Source organism: Algibacter sp. Ld11, assembly GCF_045066735.1.
Taxonomy (GTDB): Bacteria; Bacteroidota; Bacteroidia; order Flavobacteriales; family Flavobacteriaceae; genus Algibacter.
In genome coordinates this window covers 111,391-132,277 of record NZ_JBISHH010000022.1, presented here as the reverse complement: position 1 = coordinate 132,277, position 20,887 = coordinate 111,391, and the positions used below count along the sequence as shown (strand labels likewise).

The 20,887-nt window shown below is 33.1% G+C and carries 17 protein-coding genes; 13 read left to right on the top strand and 4 right to left on the bottom strand.

The annotated features are described in order from the left end of the window. The first annotated feature begins 93 nt into the window (after positions 1 to 93). Genes ACJJV4_RS08700 through ACJJV4_RS08690 form a run of 3 tightly spaced genes read left to right on the top strand, consistent with a single transcriptional unit; the run spans position 94 to position 3,839 of the window. Positions 94 to 3,288 (top strand): efflux RND transporter permease subunit, encoded by a 3,195-nt coding sequence (locus tag ACJJV4_RS08700; RefSeq protein WP_405293469.1) that lies wholly within the window; start codon positions 94 to 96, stop codon positions 3,286 to 3,288. Positions 3,289 to 3,299: 11 nt separating this feature from the next. Beyond that, positions 3,300 to 3,605: a hypothetical protein gene (locus tag ACJJV4_RS08695; RefSeq protein ID WP_405293467.1), complete on the top strand. Its 306-nt coding sequence runs from the start codon at positions 3,300 to 3,302 to the stop codon at positions 3,603 to 3,605. 18 nt (positions 3,606 to 3,623) lie between these two features. Next, positions 3,624 to 3,839: a DUF2892 domain-containing protein gene (locus ACJJV4_RS08690; RefSeq protein ID WP_405293465.1), complete on the top strand. Its 216-nt coding sequence runs from the start codon at positions 3,624 to 3,626 to the stop codon at positions 3,837 to 3,839. A 153-nt stretch (positions 3,840 to 3,992) separates the two neighbouring features. Here ACJJV4_RS08690 and ACJJV4_RS08685 read toward each other — a convergent pair whose 3' ends face one another. Further along, entirely contained in the window at positions 3,993 to 4,844 is an 852-nt protein-coding gene (locus ACJJV4_RS08685) for a DUF2911 domain-containing protein (protein ID WP_405293463.1), read from the bottom strand. Positions 4,845 to 5,169: 325 nt separating this feature from the next. On the opposite strand from ACJJV4_RS08685, the gene ACJJV4_RS08680 reads away from it, so the two are divergent. Then, entirely contained in the window at positions 5,170 to 5,385 is a 216-nt protein-coding gene (locus ACJJV4_RS08680) for a hypothetical protein (RefSeq protein WP_042498369.1), read from the top strand. A gap of 123 nt (positions 5,386 to 5,508) precedes the next feature. On the opposite strand, the gene ACJJV4_RS08675 is transcribed toward ACJJV4_RS08680, so the two are convergent. The 3 genes from ACJJV4_RS08675 to ACJJV4_RS08665 form a co-directional block, all read right to left on the bottom strand. After that, on the bottom strand, positions 5,509 to 6,510 hold the full coding sequence (locus ACJJV4_RS08675) for a hypothetical protein (protein WP_405293461.1): 1,002 nt from the start codon (positions 6,508 to 6,510) through the stop codon (positions 5,509 to 5,511). Between the two features lie 142 nt (positions 6,511 to 6,652). After that, positions 6,653 to 9,841 (bottom strand): cytochrome c biogenesis protein CcsA, encoded by a 3,189-nt coding sequence (gene ccsA, locus ACJJV4_RS08670; protein WP_405293459.1) that lies wholly within the window; start codon positions 9,839 to 9,841, stop codon positions 6,653 to 6,655. Between the two features lie 164 nt (positions 9,842 to 10,005). After that, entirely contained in the window at positions 10,006 to 10,392 is a 387-nt protein-coding gene (locus ACJJV4_RS08665; RefSeq protein WP_405293457.1) for a group III truncated hemoglobin, read from the bottom strand. Between the two features lie 300 nt (positions 10,393 to 10,692). Between ACJJV4_RS08665 and ACJJV4_RS08660 the strand changes: the two genes are divergently transcribed. The 9 genes from ACJJV4_RS08660 (at position 10,693) to ACJJV4_RS08620 (ending at position 20,819) form a co-directional block, all read left to right on the top strand. Continuing rightward, complete coding sequence (locus ACJJV4_RS08660) at positions 10,693 to 11,463, top strand: Rossmann-like and DUF2520 domain-containing protein (RefSeq protein WP_405293455.1); 771 nt, start codon at positions 10,693 to 10,695, stop codon at positions 11,461 to 11,463. Further along, positions 11,444 to 11,974 (top strand): KdsC family phosphatase, encoded by a 531-nt coding sequence (locus ACJJV4_RS08655; RefSeq protein WP_405293453.1) that lies wholly within the window; start codon positions 11,444 to 11,446, stop codon positions 11,972 to 11,974. Before ACJJV4_RS08660 ends, ACJJV4_RS08655 begins: the two co-directional genes overlap by 20 nt. A 65-nt stretch (positions 11,975 to 12,039) precedes the next feature. Further along, a complete protein-coding gene (locus ACJJV4_RS08650) occupies positions 12,040 to 12,957 on the top strand; it encodes a geranylgeranylglycerol-phosphate geranylgeranyltransferase (protein WP_405293451.1) in 918 nt (305 codons plus the stop codon). Positions 12,958 to 13,060: 103 nt separating this feature from the next. Continuing rightward, a complete protein-coding gene (locus tag ACJJV4_RS08645; protein WP_405293449.1) occupies positions 13,061 to 13,657 on the top strand; it encodes a Maf-like protein in 597 nt (198 codons plus the stop codon). Between the two features lie 68 nt (positions 13,658 to 13,725). Continuing rightward, positions 13,726 to 14,271: a mechanosensitive ion channel domain-containing protein gene (locus ACJJV4_RS08640; protein WP_405293447.1), complete on the top strand. Its 546-nt coding sequence runs from the start codon at positions 13,726 to 13,728 to the stop codon at positions 14,269 to 14,271. Positions 14,272 to 14,303: 32 nt separating this feature from the next. Next, entirely contained in the window at positions 14,304 to 15,371 is a 1,068-nt protein-coding gene (corA, locus tag ACJJV4_RS08635; protein WP_405293445.1) for a magnesium/cobalt transporter CorA, read from the top strand. A gap of 129 nt (positions 15,372 to 15,500) precedes the next feature. Then, the gene (locus ACJJV4_RS08630) at positions 15,501 to 18,026 is read left to right on the top strand and encodes a PIG-L family deacetylase (protein ID WP_405293443.1); all 2,526 of its coding nucleotides are present in this window, start codon (positions 15,501 to 15,503) and stop codon (positions 18,024 to 18,026) included. Between the two features lie 116 nt (positions 18,027 to 18,142). After that, entirely contained in the window at positions 18,143 to 19,855 is a 1,713-nt protein-coding gene (locus ACJJV4_RS08625; protein WP_405293441.1) for a sodium:solute symporter family transporter, read from the top strand. Continuing rightward, on the top strand, positions 19,833 to 20,819 hold the full coding sequence (locus ACJJV4_RS08620; protein WP_405293439.1) for a Gfo/Idh/MocA family protein: 987 nt from the start codon (positions 19,833 to 19,835) through the stop codon (positions 20,817 to 20,819). Before ACJJV4_RS08625 ends, ACJJV4_RS08620 begins: the two co-directional genes overlap by 23 nt. Positions 20,820 to 20,887 lie beyond the last annotated feature (68 nt).

The window sequence follows — 20,887 nt, the reverse complement described above, 5'->3', positions numbered from 1 at the left end:
GGATAGAAGTGGAAATCCTTTTTTTGCTACCATATATGGCAAAAAAAGATTGTAACGGATAGCCTGTTAAAACGCCCAAATAAATATACAATAATGAAAGAAGGAATCGCAGGTAAAATTGCCAAAGTCTTTATGCAATCAAAGCTTACAGTGCTTTTAATGATTGTTTTTATGGTAGTTGGTGTGTACAGTTCGTTTTTAATTCCGCGTGAAGAAGAGCCGCAAATTGATGTGCCTATGGCAGATATTTTTGTGGGCTATCCTGGTGCAAGCCCTACTGAAGTAGAATCGCGAGTGATTAAGCCTTTAGAACAATTAATTTCGAATATTAAAGGTGTGGAGTACGTCTATTCTACTTCTATGAAAGAGCAAGGTATGGTTATCGTGCAATTTTATGTTGGAGAAGATATTGAACGCTCGTTCGTGAAATTATATAACGAAATTAACAAACATATGGACCAAATGCCAGCTGGTGTAACGTTTCCGTTGGTAAAAACTAGAGCGATTGATGATGTACCGATGCTAGGTCTAACACTGTGGAGTGAAAACTACAACGATTACCAATTAAGCCAAATGGCTTTGGAATTGGAGGCTGAAATTAAGAAAGTAAATGATGTATCTACAACGCATAAAATTGGAGGAAGAAACCGCCAATTACGTGTAGTTCTAGATAAGGACAAATTAGCCGCAAGTGGACTAGATTTTCTATCCGTGTCGGAAATGATAAAGGCGAATAATAGCCAATTGAATTCAGGAAGTTTTGATAAAAACGATACTGAATTCTTAATAAATACAGGGAAATTTTTAGCATCGGTTACAGATGTGGAAAACTTAGTGGTTGGTGTACAACAAAATCAACCTATCTATTTAAAACAGATTGCTAAAATTATTGATGGACCTGAAATACCGCAAAATTATGTGAGTTTAGGCTTTGGAAAAGGAAGTGAAAAAGTATCGGATTATAAATCGGAATATCCAGCGGTTACCCTTTCTGTAGCAAAAAGAAAAGGTGCCGATGCTATGAAACTTTCTGAGATTATTATAGACAAAGTAAATCATTTACGTAGCACTTTAATACCTGATGATGTTCATGTTGAAATTACCAGAAATTATGGTGAAACAGCATCACATAAAGTATCGGAGTTACTATGGCACCTTATAGGGTCTATCTTTGCCGTAACTATTGTAGTAATGCTAGCCATGGGTTGGAGAGGCGGATTGGTTGTGTTTTTGTCGGTGCCAATTACCTTTGCTTTAACGTTATTGAGTTACTACATGATGGATTACACTCTAAACCGTATTACCTTATTCGCTTTAGTATTTGTTACCGGAATTGTAGTCGACGACTCGATTATTATTGCCGAAAACATGCATAGGCATTTTAAAATGAAGCGCTTACCTTTTAAGCAAGCTGCTTTATACGCTATTAACGAAGTTGGAAACCCAACCATTTTAGCAACATTTACAGTAATAGCGTCTGTTTTACCAATGGCTTTTGTATCAGGATTAATGGGGCCATATATGGCGCCAATGCCAATTGGAGCTTCTATTGCGATGATTTTATCTCTATTCGTAGCTTTAACAATAACACCATATTTAGGATATATTTTTCTAAAAGAAAAAGATAAAAAAGGAGCTGAAGAGAAAGTAGAAAAACCAGTTGAAGAGACCCTTATATATAGAGTTTACAACAAATTTGAACACCCTTTGTTGGAAAGTAAAGGAAAACGTTGGATGTTTTTAGGATTAACTTTTTTAGTGCTAATGGGAACCATGGTGTTGTTTTTCACCAAGTCGGTTGCTGTTAAAATGTTGCCTTTTGATAACAAAAATGAATTTCAAGTGGTTATTGATATGCCTGAAGGTACAACGTTAGAACGCACTGGTGTTGTAGCACAAGAGATATCACAGTATTTATCTACACGACCAGAAGTGGTAAATTACCAAAACTATGTTGGTACCTCTGCCCCAATAACATTTAATGGTTTGGTACGTCATTATGATTTACGTGGTGGAAGTAACATGGCAGATATTCAAGTGAATTTATTAGATAAAGAAGAACGTTCTGCTCAAAGTCATGATATCGCTAAATTATTACGTCCAGATATTCAAAAAATAGCTTCAAAATATAATGCCAATGTAAAACTAGTTGAAGTGCCACCAGGACCTCCTGTTCTATCTACTATTGTTGCAGAAGTTTATGGACCAGATTACAATGAGCAAATTAAAATAGCCAATAGTGTTCAAAACATCTTAAAAAACACGGATGATGTAGTAGATATAGATTGGATGGTTGAAGCTGACCAAACAGAATATCAATTTGATATCAACAAAGAAAAAGCAATGCTTTATGGTGTTGCACCGCAGCAAATAGCGTACACCATGAATATGGCATTGTCTAACAGAGCCATTACAAATTTATATGATGAAGATGCTGTTAACCAAATTGGACTAGTATTGTCTTTAGATGAAAAAGAAAAATCTACTATTACAGATATTTCGCAATTACAAGTAAAATCTAAACAAGGGAATTTAGTTCCAATCGCCGATTTAGTGACTATTACAGAGAATACAGCTGCAAAAAGTATTTATCGTAAAAACCAAAAACGAGTGGTTTATGTTATGGCAGATATGGCTGGAGATTTAGAAAGTCCAGCGTATGCAATTCTTGGTATGGAAGAAAAATTAAAAGAAATATCATTACCAAAAGGTTACGAGCTAAACGAAATGTATTTAGGCCAGCCAGATTTTGAAGACAATTACACTGTAAAATGGGATGGAGAATGGCAAATTACTTTAGAAGTTTTTAGAGATTTAGGAATAGCCTTTTTAGGTGCTATCATTCTAATTTACATTTTAATTGTAGGATGGTTCCAGAACTTTAAAGCACCAATTGTCATGATGGTAGCTATACCATTATCTTTAATAGGAATTATTCTTGGTCATTGGATTATGGGAGCCTTTTTTACAGCAACTTCTTTTATAGGTATGATTGCCTTAGCGGGAATTATGGTACGAAATTCGGTGTTATTGATTGATTTTATCAACTTAAGAACTGAGGAAGGTGTGTCGCTTAAACAAGCTTGTATAGAGGCTGGAGCAGTGCGTACAACACCAATTTTATTAACAGCAGGAACGGTTGTTATCGGCGCATTTGTGATACTATTCGATCCAATTTTTCAAGGATTAGCCATCTCATTAATGGGCGGAACTATAGTATCTACAGTGTTGACTTTATTGGTAGTGCCGTTAGTGTATTATATGATAGAAAAAAAGAATTATAAATAAAAGCAAACAAGATGAAATTAGTAATAGTTACAGCAGTTGAGCAATTTCAGAAAGATGTTTTGAAATTATTTAAGCAAGCAAATATTGAAAACTTGAGCAGTTCAGACATTGATGGATATAAAAACAATTCGTCTTTACTGATGGGGTCTAGCTGGTTTTCAGGAGAAAAAGGAGGAAATGAATCGAGCTTATTTTTCTCTTTCGCTGAAGATGAAAATATTGAAAACCTGTTTAAATTTATAAAAGAATTCAATACAAATTTAGAAACTAATAACCCGCTAAAAGCGGTTGTAGTTCCAATAGAAAAATTTATATAAACTAAAAAAAAGAATAAAATGTTAAATACATATTTTAGAGTTATAGTTGGTTTTATGGTGCTTTTAAGCGTTGTATTAACTGTTTTTGTTAGTCCGAATTGGATGTGGTTTACCGTATTTATTGGTGTAAACATGATTCAATCAGCATTCACAAAATGGTGCTTATTAGAAACTATTTTAATGAAACTAGGAGTGAAAAAAGAAGGAGAGATGAACTGTACTATTAAAAACTAATTGGCGTTGCAATTTTTCATTTATAATCTAGTATGGACTTAAACTATGATGTCCGTTTTAAAGAAACACATCTTTAATAAAAAAAGCTCAACGTTAGAACGTTGAGCTTTTTACTTAAAAGTTAATAGCTTAATTTAAAAGTAATTAAGCGTATTACATCGCTCCCCATTCTTTTAGAGATGCTGTATTCATTTTTACGTAGCCATCATTCCCTGCTTCTTTTGCATAAGTTAAAGATTGTTTAGCCGCTTTTATAGCCCCTGCTTTATCTCCATTTGCCGCATGAATTAGTGCTTGTCTGCGTAAATACCAAAAACGAGGTTTATCCTTTGTCATATCAACCGCTTTGTCGATCCATTCTGTAGCTTTCTTCATATCTTTACCTTCAGATAAGTAATATGCTGCCGCAGCGTAATAATCAGCTTCACCGGGGCCATTCATAATTTTATTAATACCTGCTAAAACCGTTTTTTCTGTAGGAACAGTAAACGGTAAAACAGCATAAGAACTATCCCAGATTAGCTCTAAATTAGCACCATTGTTAGATATATTATTAATATCAATAGTTAATGTTTCCACAACAAAAGGAATAGCCTCAACAGCTACTTTTGCAGATGCGGCAACTTTACTATCATCCCAATTTTGAGGTGTTCCCCAATTACTAGTATCGGTATAAAACATAAACTCCCACTCTGTTGCAGAAATCAATTTTGTAAATAACGCATAAGAACCAGCTTTCAATGTTTGTCCGGCAACCATAACATCGTCACTAAACGTAATTTTTGTATTCTCATTAGCTCCAGTTCTCCAGATAGTTCCAAAACTTTCTAAATCACCAAAAATTTTACGCCCTTTTACTCCTGGTCTAGAATACTCGATAGTAACATCGGTTAATCCCACTTTTTGCTCAAACTTAGCTTTTGGGCTTGGTTGTGGTGTTTCAATCTGTGCGTTTACGCTGTAAGACGCTGCAAATGCCAATAAAATTAATAGTAGTTTTTTCATTTTAGTTATAATTATTTTTTAAGCTATAAAATTACACATCCAAAGACCGATAAATGTTAACAAAAACTTAAAAAGTAAGTTAAGTTAAAACACGTTAAATAATACCTAAATACACCTTTTAAAATAAAGAAATAGCATTGTATTTTTTTCAAAATAACTCCAGAAACGACTTAAAAAGACATCGATAACCCTCTCAATCATTAAAATTTAGCTAAAAATCTGCTTTAAAATCAAGAAATTTATAATATTTTATTATATTGTCGAATTGTGAATAACACACAACGTGTTTTATTCAAAAAAAATACTAGAAAAACGATTATTATATATGGAACTAATTGAAAAAGCGGTTGAATTTGAACAACGCAAACATACTTTTAAAACTACCAGTGAACGCATAGAGGCTTCGAGAGAGGTAAAAGATCTTATTTTAAGCCTAAACGATGTATATAAAGTAGACAAGGACCAAGAAATTATGGACTTAATGAAGCGATTGACTGCGGTAAAGCAAAAAATTGAAAAAAGATTAAAAGGTAGACCTTAATAACGAAGTCTTGTTAGCATTTTAACATGTGAACAATAAATAAGTATTAATTTACTTTATAAAAAAAACAGTATTTCATAAATTTATGAAATACTGTTTTTTTTATTTCAATAAAATTTCACATTACGCATTCGACGTAGTTTTTTTTCTTTTATCATAACGCCCATATAAGAAAGTTATAAAAGGAAGTATTATTGAGCCCAAAGCCCATTTTGGTTCTTTCAAAAACAACTCCTTTACATCACTAACAAAACTAAACGGATCAACAATAATTTTAAAATTATATTTTCTAGAAAACACATCATCTAATTCTCCATTAGGCTTAAAAATTTTAACTTTCAAAATTAATTGCTGATTTTCCTTAGAACTCATTGGCCTAATTTGCCAATGCCACCCCTCCATCTTACTAGAAACAAACTGCTTATCCTGTTCATGTACTTTCTCTATATCAAAATCTTGATTTAGTACTTCATCAAAACTTAATTCGATTATATTGTAATACTTAATTTCTTTAATTAAAAAATCATCATTATTCAGGCTATCTTCGCTCAGACCTCCATTGATTTCTTTTACATTATCAATGAGCATTTCTCTTACTTTGTTATCAGAAATGACATCAGCAATTAAACCATAAGCATTGTATATTTTTTTATGTGTTAATGTTTTAGGGCAATAAAAAGCAATTTTACCATAAGATATGCTATAATTGGAAGTTTTAAAATTATCAACAATATCTTGTAGAGAATCTTGTTTTATTTCATCTTGTCGCTCTTGAGATTCGTGATAATCATTAGTAGAGAAATAAGCTACAGGAAGACCCGAGACGTCTTCTACAGTTCCGTAAGTTACTGGAGCAACTTCTAACACAGGATATTTTGGGGCTACCCCAACGTAATGCGATTCCGTATTTTCAACTTTCAAAAGTTGTTCTTGTAATCTTAAGTTCCTACTTTTTAAAAAGCTATTTTGTTCATTTAAACGACTAATATATAATTGCTTTTCTGAAGCACTTTCATTACAGTTTTTATACAAATAACTAATTTCTGCTAATGCCTTTTTACTTCTACAACTTTGAAAATTAAGAACTACAATAGTTGTTAAAACTAAGGTCAATATTTTTTTCAATCTAAACATAATATATAGTGCTTAAACAAGTTAAATATATTGTCCTGAAAAAAACCAGAACAACCACTATTATAAAAGTTTAGAGAATGTCTAAATATAATAAAAAAACTTTAATCAATTGATTTTTAACGCGTTGAATTAATTACTTTTTATAATACTTCACGTGGCCACGATAAGCGAAAGCACCTAAAACAGCAACAATAACACAAGCAATAACAATAAACTTAACACTTACTATTTGATCACCACTTGCATAACTATGCAATCCTGCGAGGTAGAAGTTTACCCCAAAATACGTCATTAATATACTAGCAAAAGCTATTATAGACCAAAGGTTGAAGAACCAACGCCCTCTTAATCCTGGCACCAAGCGCATGTGTATAACAAAGGCATAAATCATGATACTAATAAGTGCCCAAGTTTCTTTTGGATCCCAACCCCAGTAACGCCCCCAACTTTCGTTAGCCCACATACCTCCTAAAAAATTTCCTATGGTAAGCATAACCAAACCTACGGTTAAAGCCATTTCGTTTATTACGGTTAGCTCCTTAATATTAAGCAGCATTTTATCTTTATTTTCTTTATTTGTAAAAATCATCAGGAATAATGACACAACACCTAAAATCATTCCTAATGTAAATGGTCCATAACTTGCAACTATTACTGCCACGTGTATCATTAACCAATAACTATTTAAAACAGGCTGTAAATTTGCTATAGCTGGATCCATCCAATTCCAATGTGCAATCATTAAAATCATTGCTGTTACAAATGCAGTAGATGCCATGGTTAAATCACTCTTTCGCCCAAAAAGCAACCCAAATAACATAGTAGCCCAAGCCACATAAATCATAGACTCATAAGCATCACTCCAAGGTGCATGACCTGATAAATACCAACGAACAATTAAACCTGCCGTATGTAATACAAATAAACCTATCACTATAAATTTGAATACTTTAATAGAGGTATTTAAACCTTTGCTATGCGACTTAAATATTTGAAAAATTAACAACACAAACATTAAAGTACCAGCATACATATACCAGCTGAATAACTTTTTGAAAATATCGTATTTATTATAAAGCACTTCGGTTTTTACTTTTTGATCGCTAAGCATTACCGATCCACCATACCTGTGTTGCGTATCTTTAAATGCTCTTAAAAGTTTTGAAGCCTCAGAAAAATCACCTGATTTTTTAGCAGAATTTAAGGTATATAGGTATGCTAAAAATCCGCTTTTTACAAAATTATTATAAAGTGAATCTTTTATAACCGTAGGGTTTTCCTTGAATTCAAAATTAGAAATCCATTTGTTGTTATCATCATTAGGAATTGGGAAAATTTTTAATGAACGTCCTTCAACAGTATTAAACAATAAATTAACGCGCTGATCGGCTTCTTTAAATTCCTTTTGAAAACCATTTGGCACTTGCGCTTTATAAGCTTCATCTAAATAAGGCGCTAAAATATATTCTCCTCTTTCTGTGAAGAAATCGGCTAGTGTGGCATATTGTTCATCTAAATCCACACCAATCATATGGCGAATAGAATCAGCCTTTTTAGTTTTTAAGTAAATTATAGGCACATTGTACCATAATTGCGGACTTTCTTGAATAGATAGAAATACTTGGTTCGCATCAAAATCGCCATAAGTATCACTTTTACTAAGCTTTCTTAACATTTCGGAAGCATACGTATTCACAGGCATCATACGGCCACTTAAATCCTGAATGACCAAATTACCAAATTCTCCTGCATGTTCTTTTGGAGTAATATTTGCTTTTAAAACAGAATCTATTTGAGCTTTAGTTGGCTTATTACTGTGGTTATGCCCATCGTTTGCAGAATGCTCTTGAGCAAAACCTTGCAATCCAAAACATAAGATAATAACAGCTAAAGTCTTAGATTTTTTAGCTTTTAATTTTTCTAACTGTTTTTTTAAGTCTCCAAAACGAGAATGTTTAGAAAACAAAATAGCCATCATACCGAAATAAAGCATAAAGTACCCTATGTAGGTTATTAAAGACCCCCAATAATCATGATTAACAGAAAGTATGGTTCCCTTTTCATCTGGGTCGAAACCTGATTGAAAAAAGCGATAACCGCCATGATCTAAAATATTATTCATAAATATTTTATAATCATAATCACCTTCTTGCTCATCTAAAACCGTTACTTCACTAGAGTATGCAGAGTAACCTCTTTCGGTTCCTGGGTAACGCTCTGCTTCAAAATCATTCAATTTAATTGAAAATGGAAGTTCTAATTGTTTAGATCCATATTTAAAAGCAAAATCTAACCCTCCAACTTCTATTTGTTTAAAACTACTGCTTGTCCCCTTGCCCCCAAGTAAACCAACACTTTTTGTTTCTCCGTTGGCTGTTACTTTTAACACCAAACCATCTTCATCATTTTTAAGAAAAGTTGCTTTTTTAACTACATCAAAAACACCTTTGATAACGGGCTTCGGAAATACAAGTTGCATGTTACCAATAACATAACGTGAACGTAAAATTAAAGGTTGTATACTATCTTTTACTAACAAGCCTTGTGCACGGGTTGCCATAGTCATGTATTCACCTTCAAATGGTGAATTAATGGTAAGCTCGTCGTTTTCAAATGTAATATTTATAGCGCCGTCGGTTGGTTTATTTAATGCAAATAACACATTATGCACACTAGATACTTGACCCACTTTTAAGAAATGATTGTGCGGACCACTAGCCCCAGCTTCTACTATTTTTAAATAAGATTCGCCATTTTCGTCAGGAATAATATCCTCTTCTGCCCCTACAATAAATTTATCTAACTCAATACTTATAGGTGAATTATTGTATTCACTATTAATACTAAAATGGTTATCAAGACGTCCAGAAAAATCAACTTCGTTTTCTAAAACACGACGTTGGGCTACACCATCAATTTCAAAATCCCCATCAACATAAGTTGTTACGTATGTTTTTTGAGAAAGAAAAGAATTTTGTGTTTCTCCTTCTCTTATAGCCATCATCCCTTCAAAACTAGCATAACGAGTAATAAAAGCTCCTAAAAGAATAAATATAAACGCTAAATGCAGAATAAAAGTCGCCCATTTTTCTTTTTTGTATAATCTAAAACGGAAAATATTACCTACAAAGTTAATTACGAAAAACACCATAATACCCTCGAACCACCAAGTATTGTAAATTAAATTACGCGTGTATGGCGTTGGAGACATATCTTGTCCGGCATCTAAGAATGTACCGGTTGCCATAGCCGCAGCAAAAGCAAGAAATAGAAATGACGTTAAACGCGTTGAAAAAAGAATATTGGCTAGTTTTTTTTGCATGGTAAAGGCCTTTTTAAGGTCGTGCAAATTTAAGGATTTAAGTTTATTCGGAAGTGTTAAAAGTGTTATAAAATATTGTATTGAAGTTGATAAAATCTACTTTAATTTTTATACTACACTTTATAATTATTGAAATAAAAACTAAAGGTAAAAAACACAAAGCACTACCCCATTCTGGCTTCAAATATTTTTAAATATAAAAATGAGCCCATTTTACGGGCCTTAAATTTTGCGTTTTGCGCAAAATCACCTTCAAAAAGTTCGTCGATAGTTTCTAACCATAGGTTCAACCAAAGCCCAAAATGTTGCTCGGTTATGGTGTTTTTATTATCAGTATCAACTTTTATATGTGTTTCTAGTGGATTTCCTGTGTATTTTGTTTTTAAAAATAAACTGGCCTCCCAAAAGGTTGTTAAACGTTCGAGGTGTGCGTCCCAATCTTTTATAACGTCGTTAAAAAAAGGCGCTAAAACTTCATCTTTTCTTACTTTTTTGTAAAATGATGATACCAGTAAATATACATCGTCCCGATTTTCTAAGTCTTTTTTCATAGCTCAAATTTAAGGCTTATTTTAATATTAACTTGGTGCTGATTAGGTTATTCGGTTGGCCTGATTCATTTTTTTTCAACTTGAAAAATCCAGCCAAAACCATGTTAATGAAACAAATAGATAAACCTCTGTTTTGTATTAGCCAAAAACTTAAGGGATATAGGCGTGAGGGATTGAACGGCATGTTTGAGCTCCCCGACCTTAGGAGGGAGCAAGTAGTGAAAGCCCGACCCTTGGGGCACGCGCAAATTATTTTGATTTATTAATTTGAAATTGGTAATTGCTTAGTATTTTTGTAAAATGATTTCAGTAGTAATTTTAGGGGCTGGCAATGTAGCTAGCCATTTGTATAGAGGTTTTCGTGAGGCAGAGAATGTAACTGTTTCTCAATGGTATAATAGGAGTTTAGATTCGATTTCGGAACATGCTCATGAGGTTGATATTACGGACGACTTAGAGAATTTGAAGCTCGCTGATGTATATATTTTAGCGGTTAGTGATGATGCTATTGCAGGTTTATCTGAACAACTTCCGTTTGAAGATCGTGTGGTTGTGCATACTTCTGGTGGTGTTGGCGTTTATGATTTAGATAAAAAACACAGACGCGGCGTTCTCTACCCGCTACAGAGTTTTACAAAAGGTGCCGAACTAGATTTTGCAAATGTACCAATGTGTATTGAAACTATTTATAAAGATAGTTTTCCGATGTTAAAGGAATTAGCCTTAAGTTTAGGTGGCCCGATACAAAAGGTAAACAGCGACCAAAGACGTGTACTGCATTTAGCGGCTGTTTTTGTTAATAATTTTACGAATCAGTTATATCGAATTGGTCATGAAATTACAGAAAGTGAAGGTGCTGAATTTGATATTTTAAAACCTTTAATTTTAGAAACAGCGAAAAAAATAGAGCATTTATCGCCATTTAGAGCGCAAACAGGCCCTGCAAAACGCCACGATAAAAAAACGATTAAAAAACATTTAAAGATATTGGATAACAATATTGAACATAAAAAGATTTACGAACTGCTAACCGCATCAATACAGAAAACACATGGAAGAAAAAAGCTATAAAGAGTATTTGGAACACATTACAACTTTTGTTTTTGATGTAGATGGTGTGCTTACTGATGGTACGGTTTCGGTTTTAACAAATGGTGAAATGTTACGCACCATGAATGTAAAAGATGGGTATGCTATTAGAGCTGCTGTTGATAAAGGGTACAATATGTGCATTATTTCTGGTGGAAAAAATGAAGGTGTACGCATACGTTTAGAAGGTTTAGGGATTGAGCATATCTATTTGGGAGCGAAGAATAAAATTGAACAATTGGATGATTATTTGTCAGAGAATGACATTAAATCTGAAAATGTACTTTTTATGGGAGACGATATTCCAGATTACCCAGTAATGAAGGGAATTGGCTTGCCTTGTTGTCCTCAGGACGCTGTTCCGGAAATTAAAAGTATTTCTAAGTATATTTCGCATAAAAAAGGTGGTAAAGGTGCCGTTAGAGATGTTATTGAACAAGTTCTTAAAGTACAAGGAAAATGGAGCGGTTTTTATAGCGCGCAGTTTGACTAGTTTCGAGCATTGCTTACTATAATTTTGGTTTTTACTTTTTTCTTATTTTATATTCTATTTGATAAATGCTTAACGTTTTAAATATTATTCGATGGAAGAATTTAGTAATGATTGTCTTGACGCAATTATTGGTTAAATATGCCCTTCTGGAGCCTTTTGGAGTTGCTATAAGTTTAGATGGTGCTGGCATTTCGCTCTTAATTTTTGCTACCATTTGCATTGCTGCTGCCGGAAATGTTATTAATGATATTTATGATGTTGAAACGGATTTTGTAAACAAACCCGACAAACTTATTGTTGGTGAAAGTATCTCGGAGAAAACTGCTTACAACCTCTTCATTATTTTAAATTTTGTAGGCGTTGGTGTTGGTTTCTATATATCACATCGAGTTGGTAAAAGTGCTTTTTTTTCGCTTTTTGTTATTATATCGGCTTTGCTTTATGTGTATGCAACCTACTTAAAACGAACCCTCTTAATTGGTAATATTGTTATTTCTATACTTGTTGCTCTAAGTATTTTAATTGTTGGTGTTTTTGAATTACTACCCGCACTTACTCTAGAAAACAGAGCGATACAACTTACCTTTTTTAAAATTATTTTTGATTATGCCATTTTTGCTTTTCTGCTAAATTTAATACGAGAAATCGCAAAAGATATAGAAGATATTGATGGAGATTACAAAGCAGGGATGAACACTCTACCTATTGCTATTGGTAGAGATAGAACCAATTATATCCTGTTTGTTTTATCACTAATTCCGGTTTTAGCTATTATATACTATATTGTAAATTCGCTCTATAAAGATATCCTTGCTGTTGGTTATTTTACTTTTTTTATCGTAGGTCCGCTTATATTTATTAACATTAAAGTGTTTAACGCTAAATCCAAAAAGGATTATCATTTTATCAGTAATTTGATAAAATTGGTTATGCTTTTTGGAGTGTTTTCTTTGTTAATTTACTATTTTAACTTAAAAAACTGAGTTATTCCGCATAGTTCTCGGAAAGCGCTAGCACAATAGCAAATAAATACAATCTATTAAAGCCAATACACCTCAGTAGACCTTGATGTAACATTTTAAACATATGCTTAAAGAAAAACTAAAAAACCATAATATTATTCTTGCTTCGGGATCGCCGCGTAGACAGCAATTTTTTAGAGACTTAGGTTTAGATTTTGAAATTAGACTAAAGCCTGTAAAAGAAGAATACCCTAATAGATTAACTCATTTTGAAATAAGCGATTATTTGGCACAACTAAAAGCCATTCCTTTTAAAGATGAATTACTAAAAAATGATATTTTAATAACTAGCGACACCATAGTTTGGCATAATAATACTGCTTTAGGCAAGCCAACAGATGAAGCAGATGCTTTTAATATTTTAAAATCTTTAAGTAATAATACACACGAGGTAATTACATCGGTTTGTTTTACAACAAAAACATTAGAAAAAACGCTACACTCTATTACAAAAGTAAGTTTTAAAGCCTTTACAGACGAAGAGATTCTTTATTATATAAAAACGGCAAAACCCTTTGATAAAGCTGGCGCATATGGCATTCAAGAATGGATTGGACAAATTGGTGTTACCAAACTAGAAGGCTCATACTTTAATGTTATGGGCTTACCAACACATTTGGTTTATCAAACTTTAAATAGCCTTGCCGATAGGCCTATTTAAAAATAAACAAAAGCAATCATTACTTTCCTTTCTAGAGTATATTTGCTGCAAATTAAAAACCATAAAGCATGCAGTTTTTTGAAACTTTTAAAAATGAATTAATTTCAACAGCTGTTGTAGTTGTTGTTCTGTTAATTATTAGGTATTTAATACATTTTGCAATTACCAAAATTGGGCATACAAGCGGGATAAACGATGCTAGAATTCGATTAATTAGACGCTATATTACCGTAACTATAGTTTTACTAGCCGTTCTAATAGAATCCTTTATATTCGGAGCTCAAGTACATGATTTAGCGGTTGTTTTTTCTTCCGTTTTTGCTGTTATCGGTATTGCACTATTTGCTATTTGGTCTATTTTAAGCAACATTACTTCCGGAATTATTATGTTTTTCAACTTCCCTTATAAAGTGGGTGATAAAATTGAAATCCATGATAAAGATTTTCCTATTATGGCTATTATTGAAGATATTAGAGCTTTTCAAATACATTTAAGATTAGATAACGGAAACTTAGTAACTTACCCTAATAACCTAATGCTACAAAAAGCCGTTACTCTAATACAAAAAGATGCCATTGACGAGCCCATTGATGACGGCGTTGACGCTATTTAAATTATTTATATCTTTATCTAATACTATTCCAAATGGCTAAAGCGAGAAAACATAATTATAAGAAAAAGGCAGGACAAGTACCTGGAACAGCCATTTATACAGGTTCCAAATCTTCAGAAAAACTCTTTATTGAAGTCTTTGATTATAACGAAAAGGGATTTACAGAAAACCACTTAACCGATGTTTCGGAAACCTTTAAATTTAAAGGAAGTGACTCCATTACTTGGATAAACTTAAATGGGCTAAACCATGTTAAAGAAATTGAGAAACTAGCAGCACATTTCGATTTTCACCCTCTAGTTTTAGAAGATATTGTAAATATTTCTCAACGCCCGAAAATTGATGAATATGACGATTATTTGTTTGTTGTTTTAAAAATGCTGTATTACGATAAGGATGAAAAAATAATATCGGAACAAGTAAGTTTTATTTTAGGTAAAAACCATGTGCTATCTTTCCAAGAATCTGAAGGTGATGTTTTTGACGCCGTAAGAGAACGTATTAGAACTGCAAAAGGACGAGTTAGAACCATGGATTCTGATTATTTACTCTATGTTTTAATAGATGCGGTTGTAGATTATTACTTTAATATTATTGAAATTTTAGGTGATAAAATTGAAGATTTTGAAACCGACATTTTTAACGGAAACGCCACTGATGATGTTAGCCAGAGTATTCAAAATTTAAAACGTGAAATTTTAAAAGTACGCCGTGCTATTTTCCCGCTGCGCGATGTAATAAATAGAATTGAAAAAAGTGATAATGCCCTTATTTCTAAAAACACATTAAACTATTATCGCGATGTTTACGACCACTTAATTCAAGTTTCTGAAAACATTGACATTTACCGCGAAATGATTTGGAGTTTAATGGATATGTACATGACCACCATTAGTAATAAAATGAACGAGGTCATGAAAGTGCTCACCATTATGGCTTCCATTTTTATACCACTAACTTTCATAGCAGGAATTTATGGTATGAATTTCGATAATATACCAGAATTACACTACCAACATTCCTATTTTATTCTTTGGGGTGTAATGATTGCGATTTTTATAGGCATGCTAATCTATTTCAAAAGAAAAAAGTGGTTATAATGTTAAATAACGTGTTTAAAAACTATGCGCTGTTTCTAATAAAAAAACATAAAGTTAAAGAAACATTAAAACCACCCTATACCCTTTCAATCTTTGTTATATTTGGAGCTTAGCTAACTACCTTTTTTTATGCAAAGCACTAAGTATTATTTTATATTACTAGTTTTTACTGTTTCATTTTTACAAGCACAAAAGCCAAAAACACCTGCATCTACAGAGATTTACGAATCTATAGAAAAACTTAATTTTTTGGGGTCAGTATTGTATGTTGCAGCTCATCCTGATGATGAAAACACACGATTAATCTCATACCTTTCTAACGAGGTAAAAGCACGTACAGCCTACCTTTCTTTAACTAGAGGCGACGGCGGACAAAACCTAATTGGTCCAGAAATAAGAGAATTATTAGGAGTTATTAGAACCCAAGAATTACTTGCCGCTAGAGGCGTTGATGGCGGAGAACAGCGTTTTTCTAGAGCCAACGATTTTGGTTATTCAAAAGATCCTGAAGAAACTTTACACATTTGGAATGAGGACCAGGTTTTAAGTGATGTTGTGTTAGCAATACGCCAGTATAAACCAGATGTTATTATTAATAGGTTCGACCATAGAACACCGGGTACCACGCATGGCCACCATACGAGTTCTGCTATTTTAAGCTTAGAAGCTTTTGACTTAGCAAATAAAAGTACAGCTTATCCAAATCAATTAAACCAAACCGATTTATGGCAACCCAAACGTATTTTTTACAATACAAGCTGGTGGGCATACGGTAGTGAAGAAAAGTTTAACAAAGTCGATAAAAGTAACATGCTAACTTTCGATATTGGTGTTTATTACCCATTAAAAGGGTTGTCTAATAACGAAGTTGCAGCACAAGCAAGAAGTCAGCATTTATGCCAAGGTTTTGGGCGCACATTAGAGCGTGGATCTCAAACAGAGTATATTGAGTTTTTAAAAGGCGATCCCTTGGGAGAAAACAAAAATATTTTTGAAGGTATCGATACCTCATGGAATCGTATAAAAGGCGGTAAAGCTATTGGAGATATTTTATATGAAGTTGAAAAGAATTTCAACTTTAAAACACCTTCGCAACACATTCCGCAACTTGTTGAAGCCTATAAATTGCTTCAAAACATAGAAAATGAGCATTGGAAAATTAAAAAAACTGAAGAATTAAAATCGGTTATAGAAATGTGTGCTGGCTTATACCTAGAAGCTTCGGCAGAAACGCCTTGGGCCACTCAAAACGAAACAGTAACCTTAAATCTTGAAGTTTTAAACCGGAGCAATCAAAATATTACGTTAGAAAGCCTTAAAAACGCAAATCTTATAACTATTGCTAAGCGTATTGAACTAAAAGAAAACACCAAATTCAACTTCAAAGAAACCTTCAAAGTAGGTAGCCATCAAAACCCGACTACACCTTATTGGCTTACTAAAAAAGGAACTTTGGGTATGTATCAAGTAGACGATAAAAACTTGATAGGTTTACCAGAAACACCTCGAACCTATAAAGTAGATTTCAATCTTCTAATAAATAATACGCCTATTACATTTACTAAAAATGTAGTGTATCGCTATTCTAAACCAGACAAAGGTGAATTATATCGTCCGTTTGAAATTATTCCGGAAGTATCAGCAAAAATAACAGAAAAGGTAATTATTCTAAATTCTGATGCACAGCACGATATTACAGTTATTGTTAAAGCTGGACGAGATAACTTAGAGGGTTCTGTAGAAGTTTGCCATCCAAAAGATTGGAGTATCTTTCCTAAAAACCAAAAAATTTCAATTAAAAACAAAGGTGAAGAGCAAACCTTAGTCTTTACTGTAATTCCTCCAAAAAATCAAAGTGAGGGCATTATTAGCCCTATAGTGCATATTGGTGATAAAGATTATACTAAAGAGCTAATTGAAATTGATTACGATCATATTCCGTTTCAAACCGTTTTATTGCCTAGCGAAAGTAAAATTGTACGTTTAGATATAAAAAAGAAAGGAGAAAACATAGCCTACATTCAAGGTGCTGGAGATGTAGTTCCCGAAAGTTTGCAACAAATTGGATACCATGTTCGTATTTTAAACCCAGACGAAATTAATGCGGCAATATTAAATAATTTTGATGCTGTAGTTGTTGGAATTAGAGCCTATAATACGGTTGAAACATTAAAATTTAAACAAGAATTACTTTTCGATTTTGTCGCTCAAGGCGGAAATATGATTGTGCAATACAACACCAACCATCGCTTAAAAGTTGATAATTTAGCGCCCTTTGATATCACACTTTCTCGTGATAGAGTTACCGATGAAACAGCCGAAGTTACATTTTTAAACCCTGAACATCCCGTATTAAATTACCCAAACAAAATTACACAACACGACTTTGAAGGCTGGACGCAAGAACGTGGGTTATATTTCCCAAGTAATTGGGCACCTGCCTTTACTCCTATTTTATCTATGCATGATAAAGGTGAAACCGATAAAAAAGGAAGTTTACTTGTTGCAAAACACGGTAATGGCTACTTTATTTATACAGGTTTAAGCTTTTTTAGAGAATTCCCTGCTGGTGTTTCTGGTGCTTATAGATTGTTTGCAAACATGCTTTCTATTGGTAAAGAAGATTTAAAACAAGAAGCAAAACTAAACGATTAATTATGGAAGAAAAACAACCGAAAAAGCAAGTTTGGCTAAAATTATATTCTGTGGTTTTAATTGCAAATGCTATTTATTTTATTCTGTTTTATTTAATTACAAAAGCCTTTTAATTTATGGATACTTTAAATTGGGTGGATTGGGCCGTACTTTGCTTTACACTAATTGCCATAGTAGCCTACGGAACATACCAAACACGAGGCAGCCGCAATGTACAAGATTATTTAAAAGGCGGAAACACCTCTAAATGGTGGACTATTGGCTTATCAGTAATGGCTACACAAGCAAGTGCCATCACCTTTCTATCAACACCTGGGCAAGCTTTTAACGATGGCATGGGCTTTGTTCAATTTTACTTTGGCTTACCAATAGCCATGGTAGTTATTTGTATGGTTTTCATACCATTATACCATAGATTAAAAGTATATACAGCATACGAATTTCTAGAAAATAGATTCGATTTAAAAACAAGAACCTTAACAGCTATTCTATTTTTAATTCAGCGTGGTTTAGCAGCAGGAATTACCATTTTTGCTCCAGCCATTATACTCTCTGTTGTTCTTAAATGGGATTTACTCACCCTAAATATTGTTATTGGTTTACTCGTTATTATCTACACTGTTTCTGGTGGTACACGCGCGGTAAACGTCACGCAAAAACATCAAATGGTTATTATTTTTATTGGTATGTTGGTGGCTTTCTTTTTAATTGTAAGCAAACTGCCGCAAGACATTACCTTTAGCAAAGCGCTTGATATTGCCGGAGCTAGTGGAAAAATGGAAGTTTTAGATTTTTCATTCAATTTAAATAATCGTTATACATTTTGGAGTGGTATTATTGGTGGTACATTTTTAATGTTATCTTATTTTGGTACCGATCAAAGCCAAGTACAGCGCTACCTTTCGGGGAAATCGGTTAAAGAAATGCAATTGGGCTTAATTTTTAACGGACTTTTAAAAATACCGATGCAGTTCTTTATTTTATTTGTGGGTATTATGGTTTTCGTGTTTTATCAATTTAATGAAGCACCTGTAAACTTTAACCCAACTGCTACGGAGGTTGTGTTACAATCTAAATATGCCGATGAATACAAAACGCTTCAGGCAGAACAAACAGCTATTTTTAACGACAAGCAAAATATTATTAAATCGTTCTTAAATTCTGATAATCCCGATGCTTCAAAATACATTGCTTTAGCAAATGAAGCCAATGATGACCTAAGAAAAGAAGCTAGAGATTTAATTGATAAAGCTTCGGAAAGTGAAAACATAAAAATAGAAAGCAATGATAAAGATTATGTATTTATCCATTTTATTCTAAACAATTTACCTCGTGGATTAATCGGTTTACTATTAGCTGTAATTTTAAGTGCAGCCATGTCTAGTACCGCGAGTGAATTAAATGCTTTAGGCTCTACAACAACCATAGATTTATACAAACGAAATACCAGTGAAAAAACAGAAGAAGAGATGGTAAAAGCATCTCGATGGTTTACTTTTGCTTGGGGAATAATAGCTATAGGCGTAGCTTGTGTTGCTAATTTGGCTGAAAATTTAATTCAGTTAGTAAACATTATTGGTTCTATATTTTATGGTAATGTTCTCGGTGTTTTTCTTCTAGCATTTTTCTTTAAATTTGTAAAAGGTAACGCCGTATTTATCGGTGCATTATTAACACAAGTTATTGTAATTGCACTATATCTATTAGATTTAAACGAAGTGATTAATCTACCATTTCTATGGTTAAATTTTGTGGGTTGCGCTATTGTAATTTCAATTTCATGTATCATCCAAATACTTATTCCAAATGACAAATCAATCAGAAGTTAAAACTATAAACTGGGGCATTATTGGCTTAGGAAATATTGCGAATAAATTTGCATCAGATCTATTAACCATTCCAAATACCAAACTTTACGCTGTAGCTTCGCGTTCACAGGAAAAAGCAGATGTTTTTGCAGATAAATATCAGGCTACACATGCTTATGACAGCTATGAAGCTTTAGTAAAAGACAAAAATATAGATGCAGTATACATAGCAACTCCACATGCTTTGCACAAAGAAAACACCCTACTATGCCTAGAACATGGAATAGCTGTTTTATGTGAAAAACCTTTTGCTATGAATGCAAAAGAGGTAAATAACATGATTGAGAAAGCTAAAGAAAAGAACGTGTTGTTGATGGAGGCACTTTGGACTTACTTTTTACCGCATTATCAATTTGTTTTAAAGGAATTAAAAAATGAAACCTACGGTAAACTGCTTAAGATGGAAGCCGATTTTGGTTTTCATCGCGATTTTGATACGTCATCTAGATTATTCAATAAATCTTTAGGTGGCGGAAGTTTATTAGATATTGGTATTTACCCGATTTTTGCAGCATTGTCTACTCTAGAACTTCCTGAGGCTGTGGAAGCCGATGCCACTTTTTTTGAAAACGGAGCGGATTCTGAGTGCAGGATGACTTTCACTTACACGAATGGTGAAACTGCGAAACTAAAAAGTACACTTTTGGAAGCTACACCAACCGAAGCTATTTTCTATTGTGAAAAAGGGACTATAAAGATCAACACCATGTTTCATATGCCTACAACGGTTACCGTAAGTGCTAATGGCGAAGAAAAAACTTTAGATTTTGGTTATAAAACTATTGGCTATAATTACGAGGCTATTCATTTTAATGAATTAATTCGTGCAGGAAAAACTGAAAGTGATATTATGAATTTCGAATTTAGTGAGAAGCTTATAAATACTTTAGATACTGTTAGAAACCTAATTAAGCTAGATTATTAGCCATAGCTTAACAAGAAGAGTTTTGATAAAATATCTCAAAAGATAAAGAGGCCATCACTTCTAGTGAA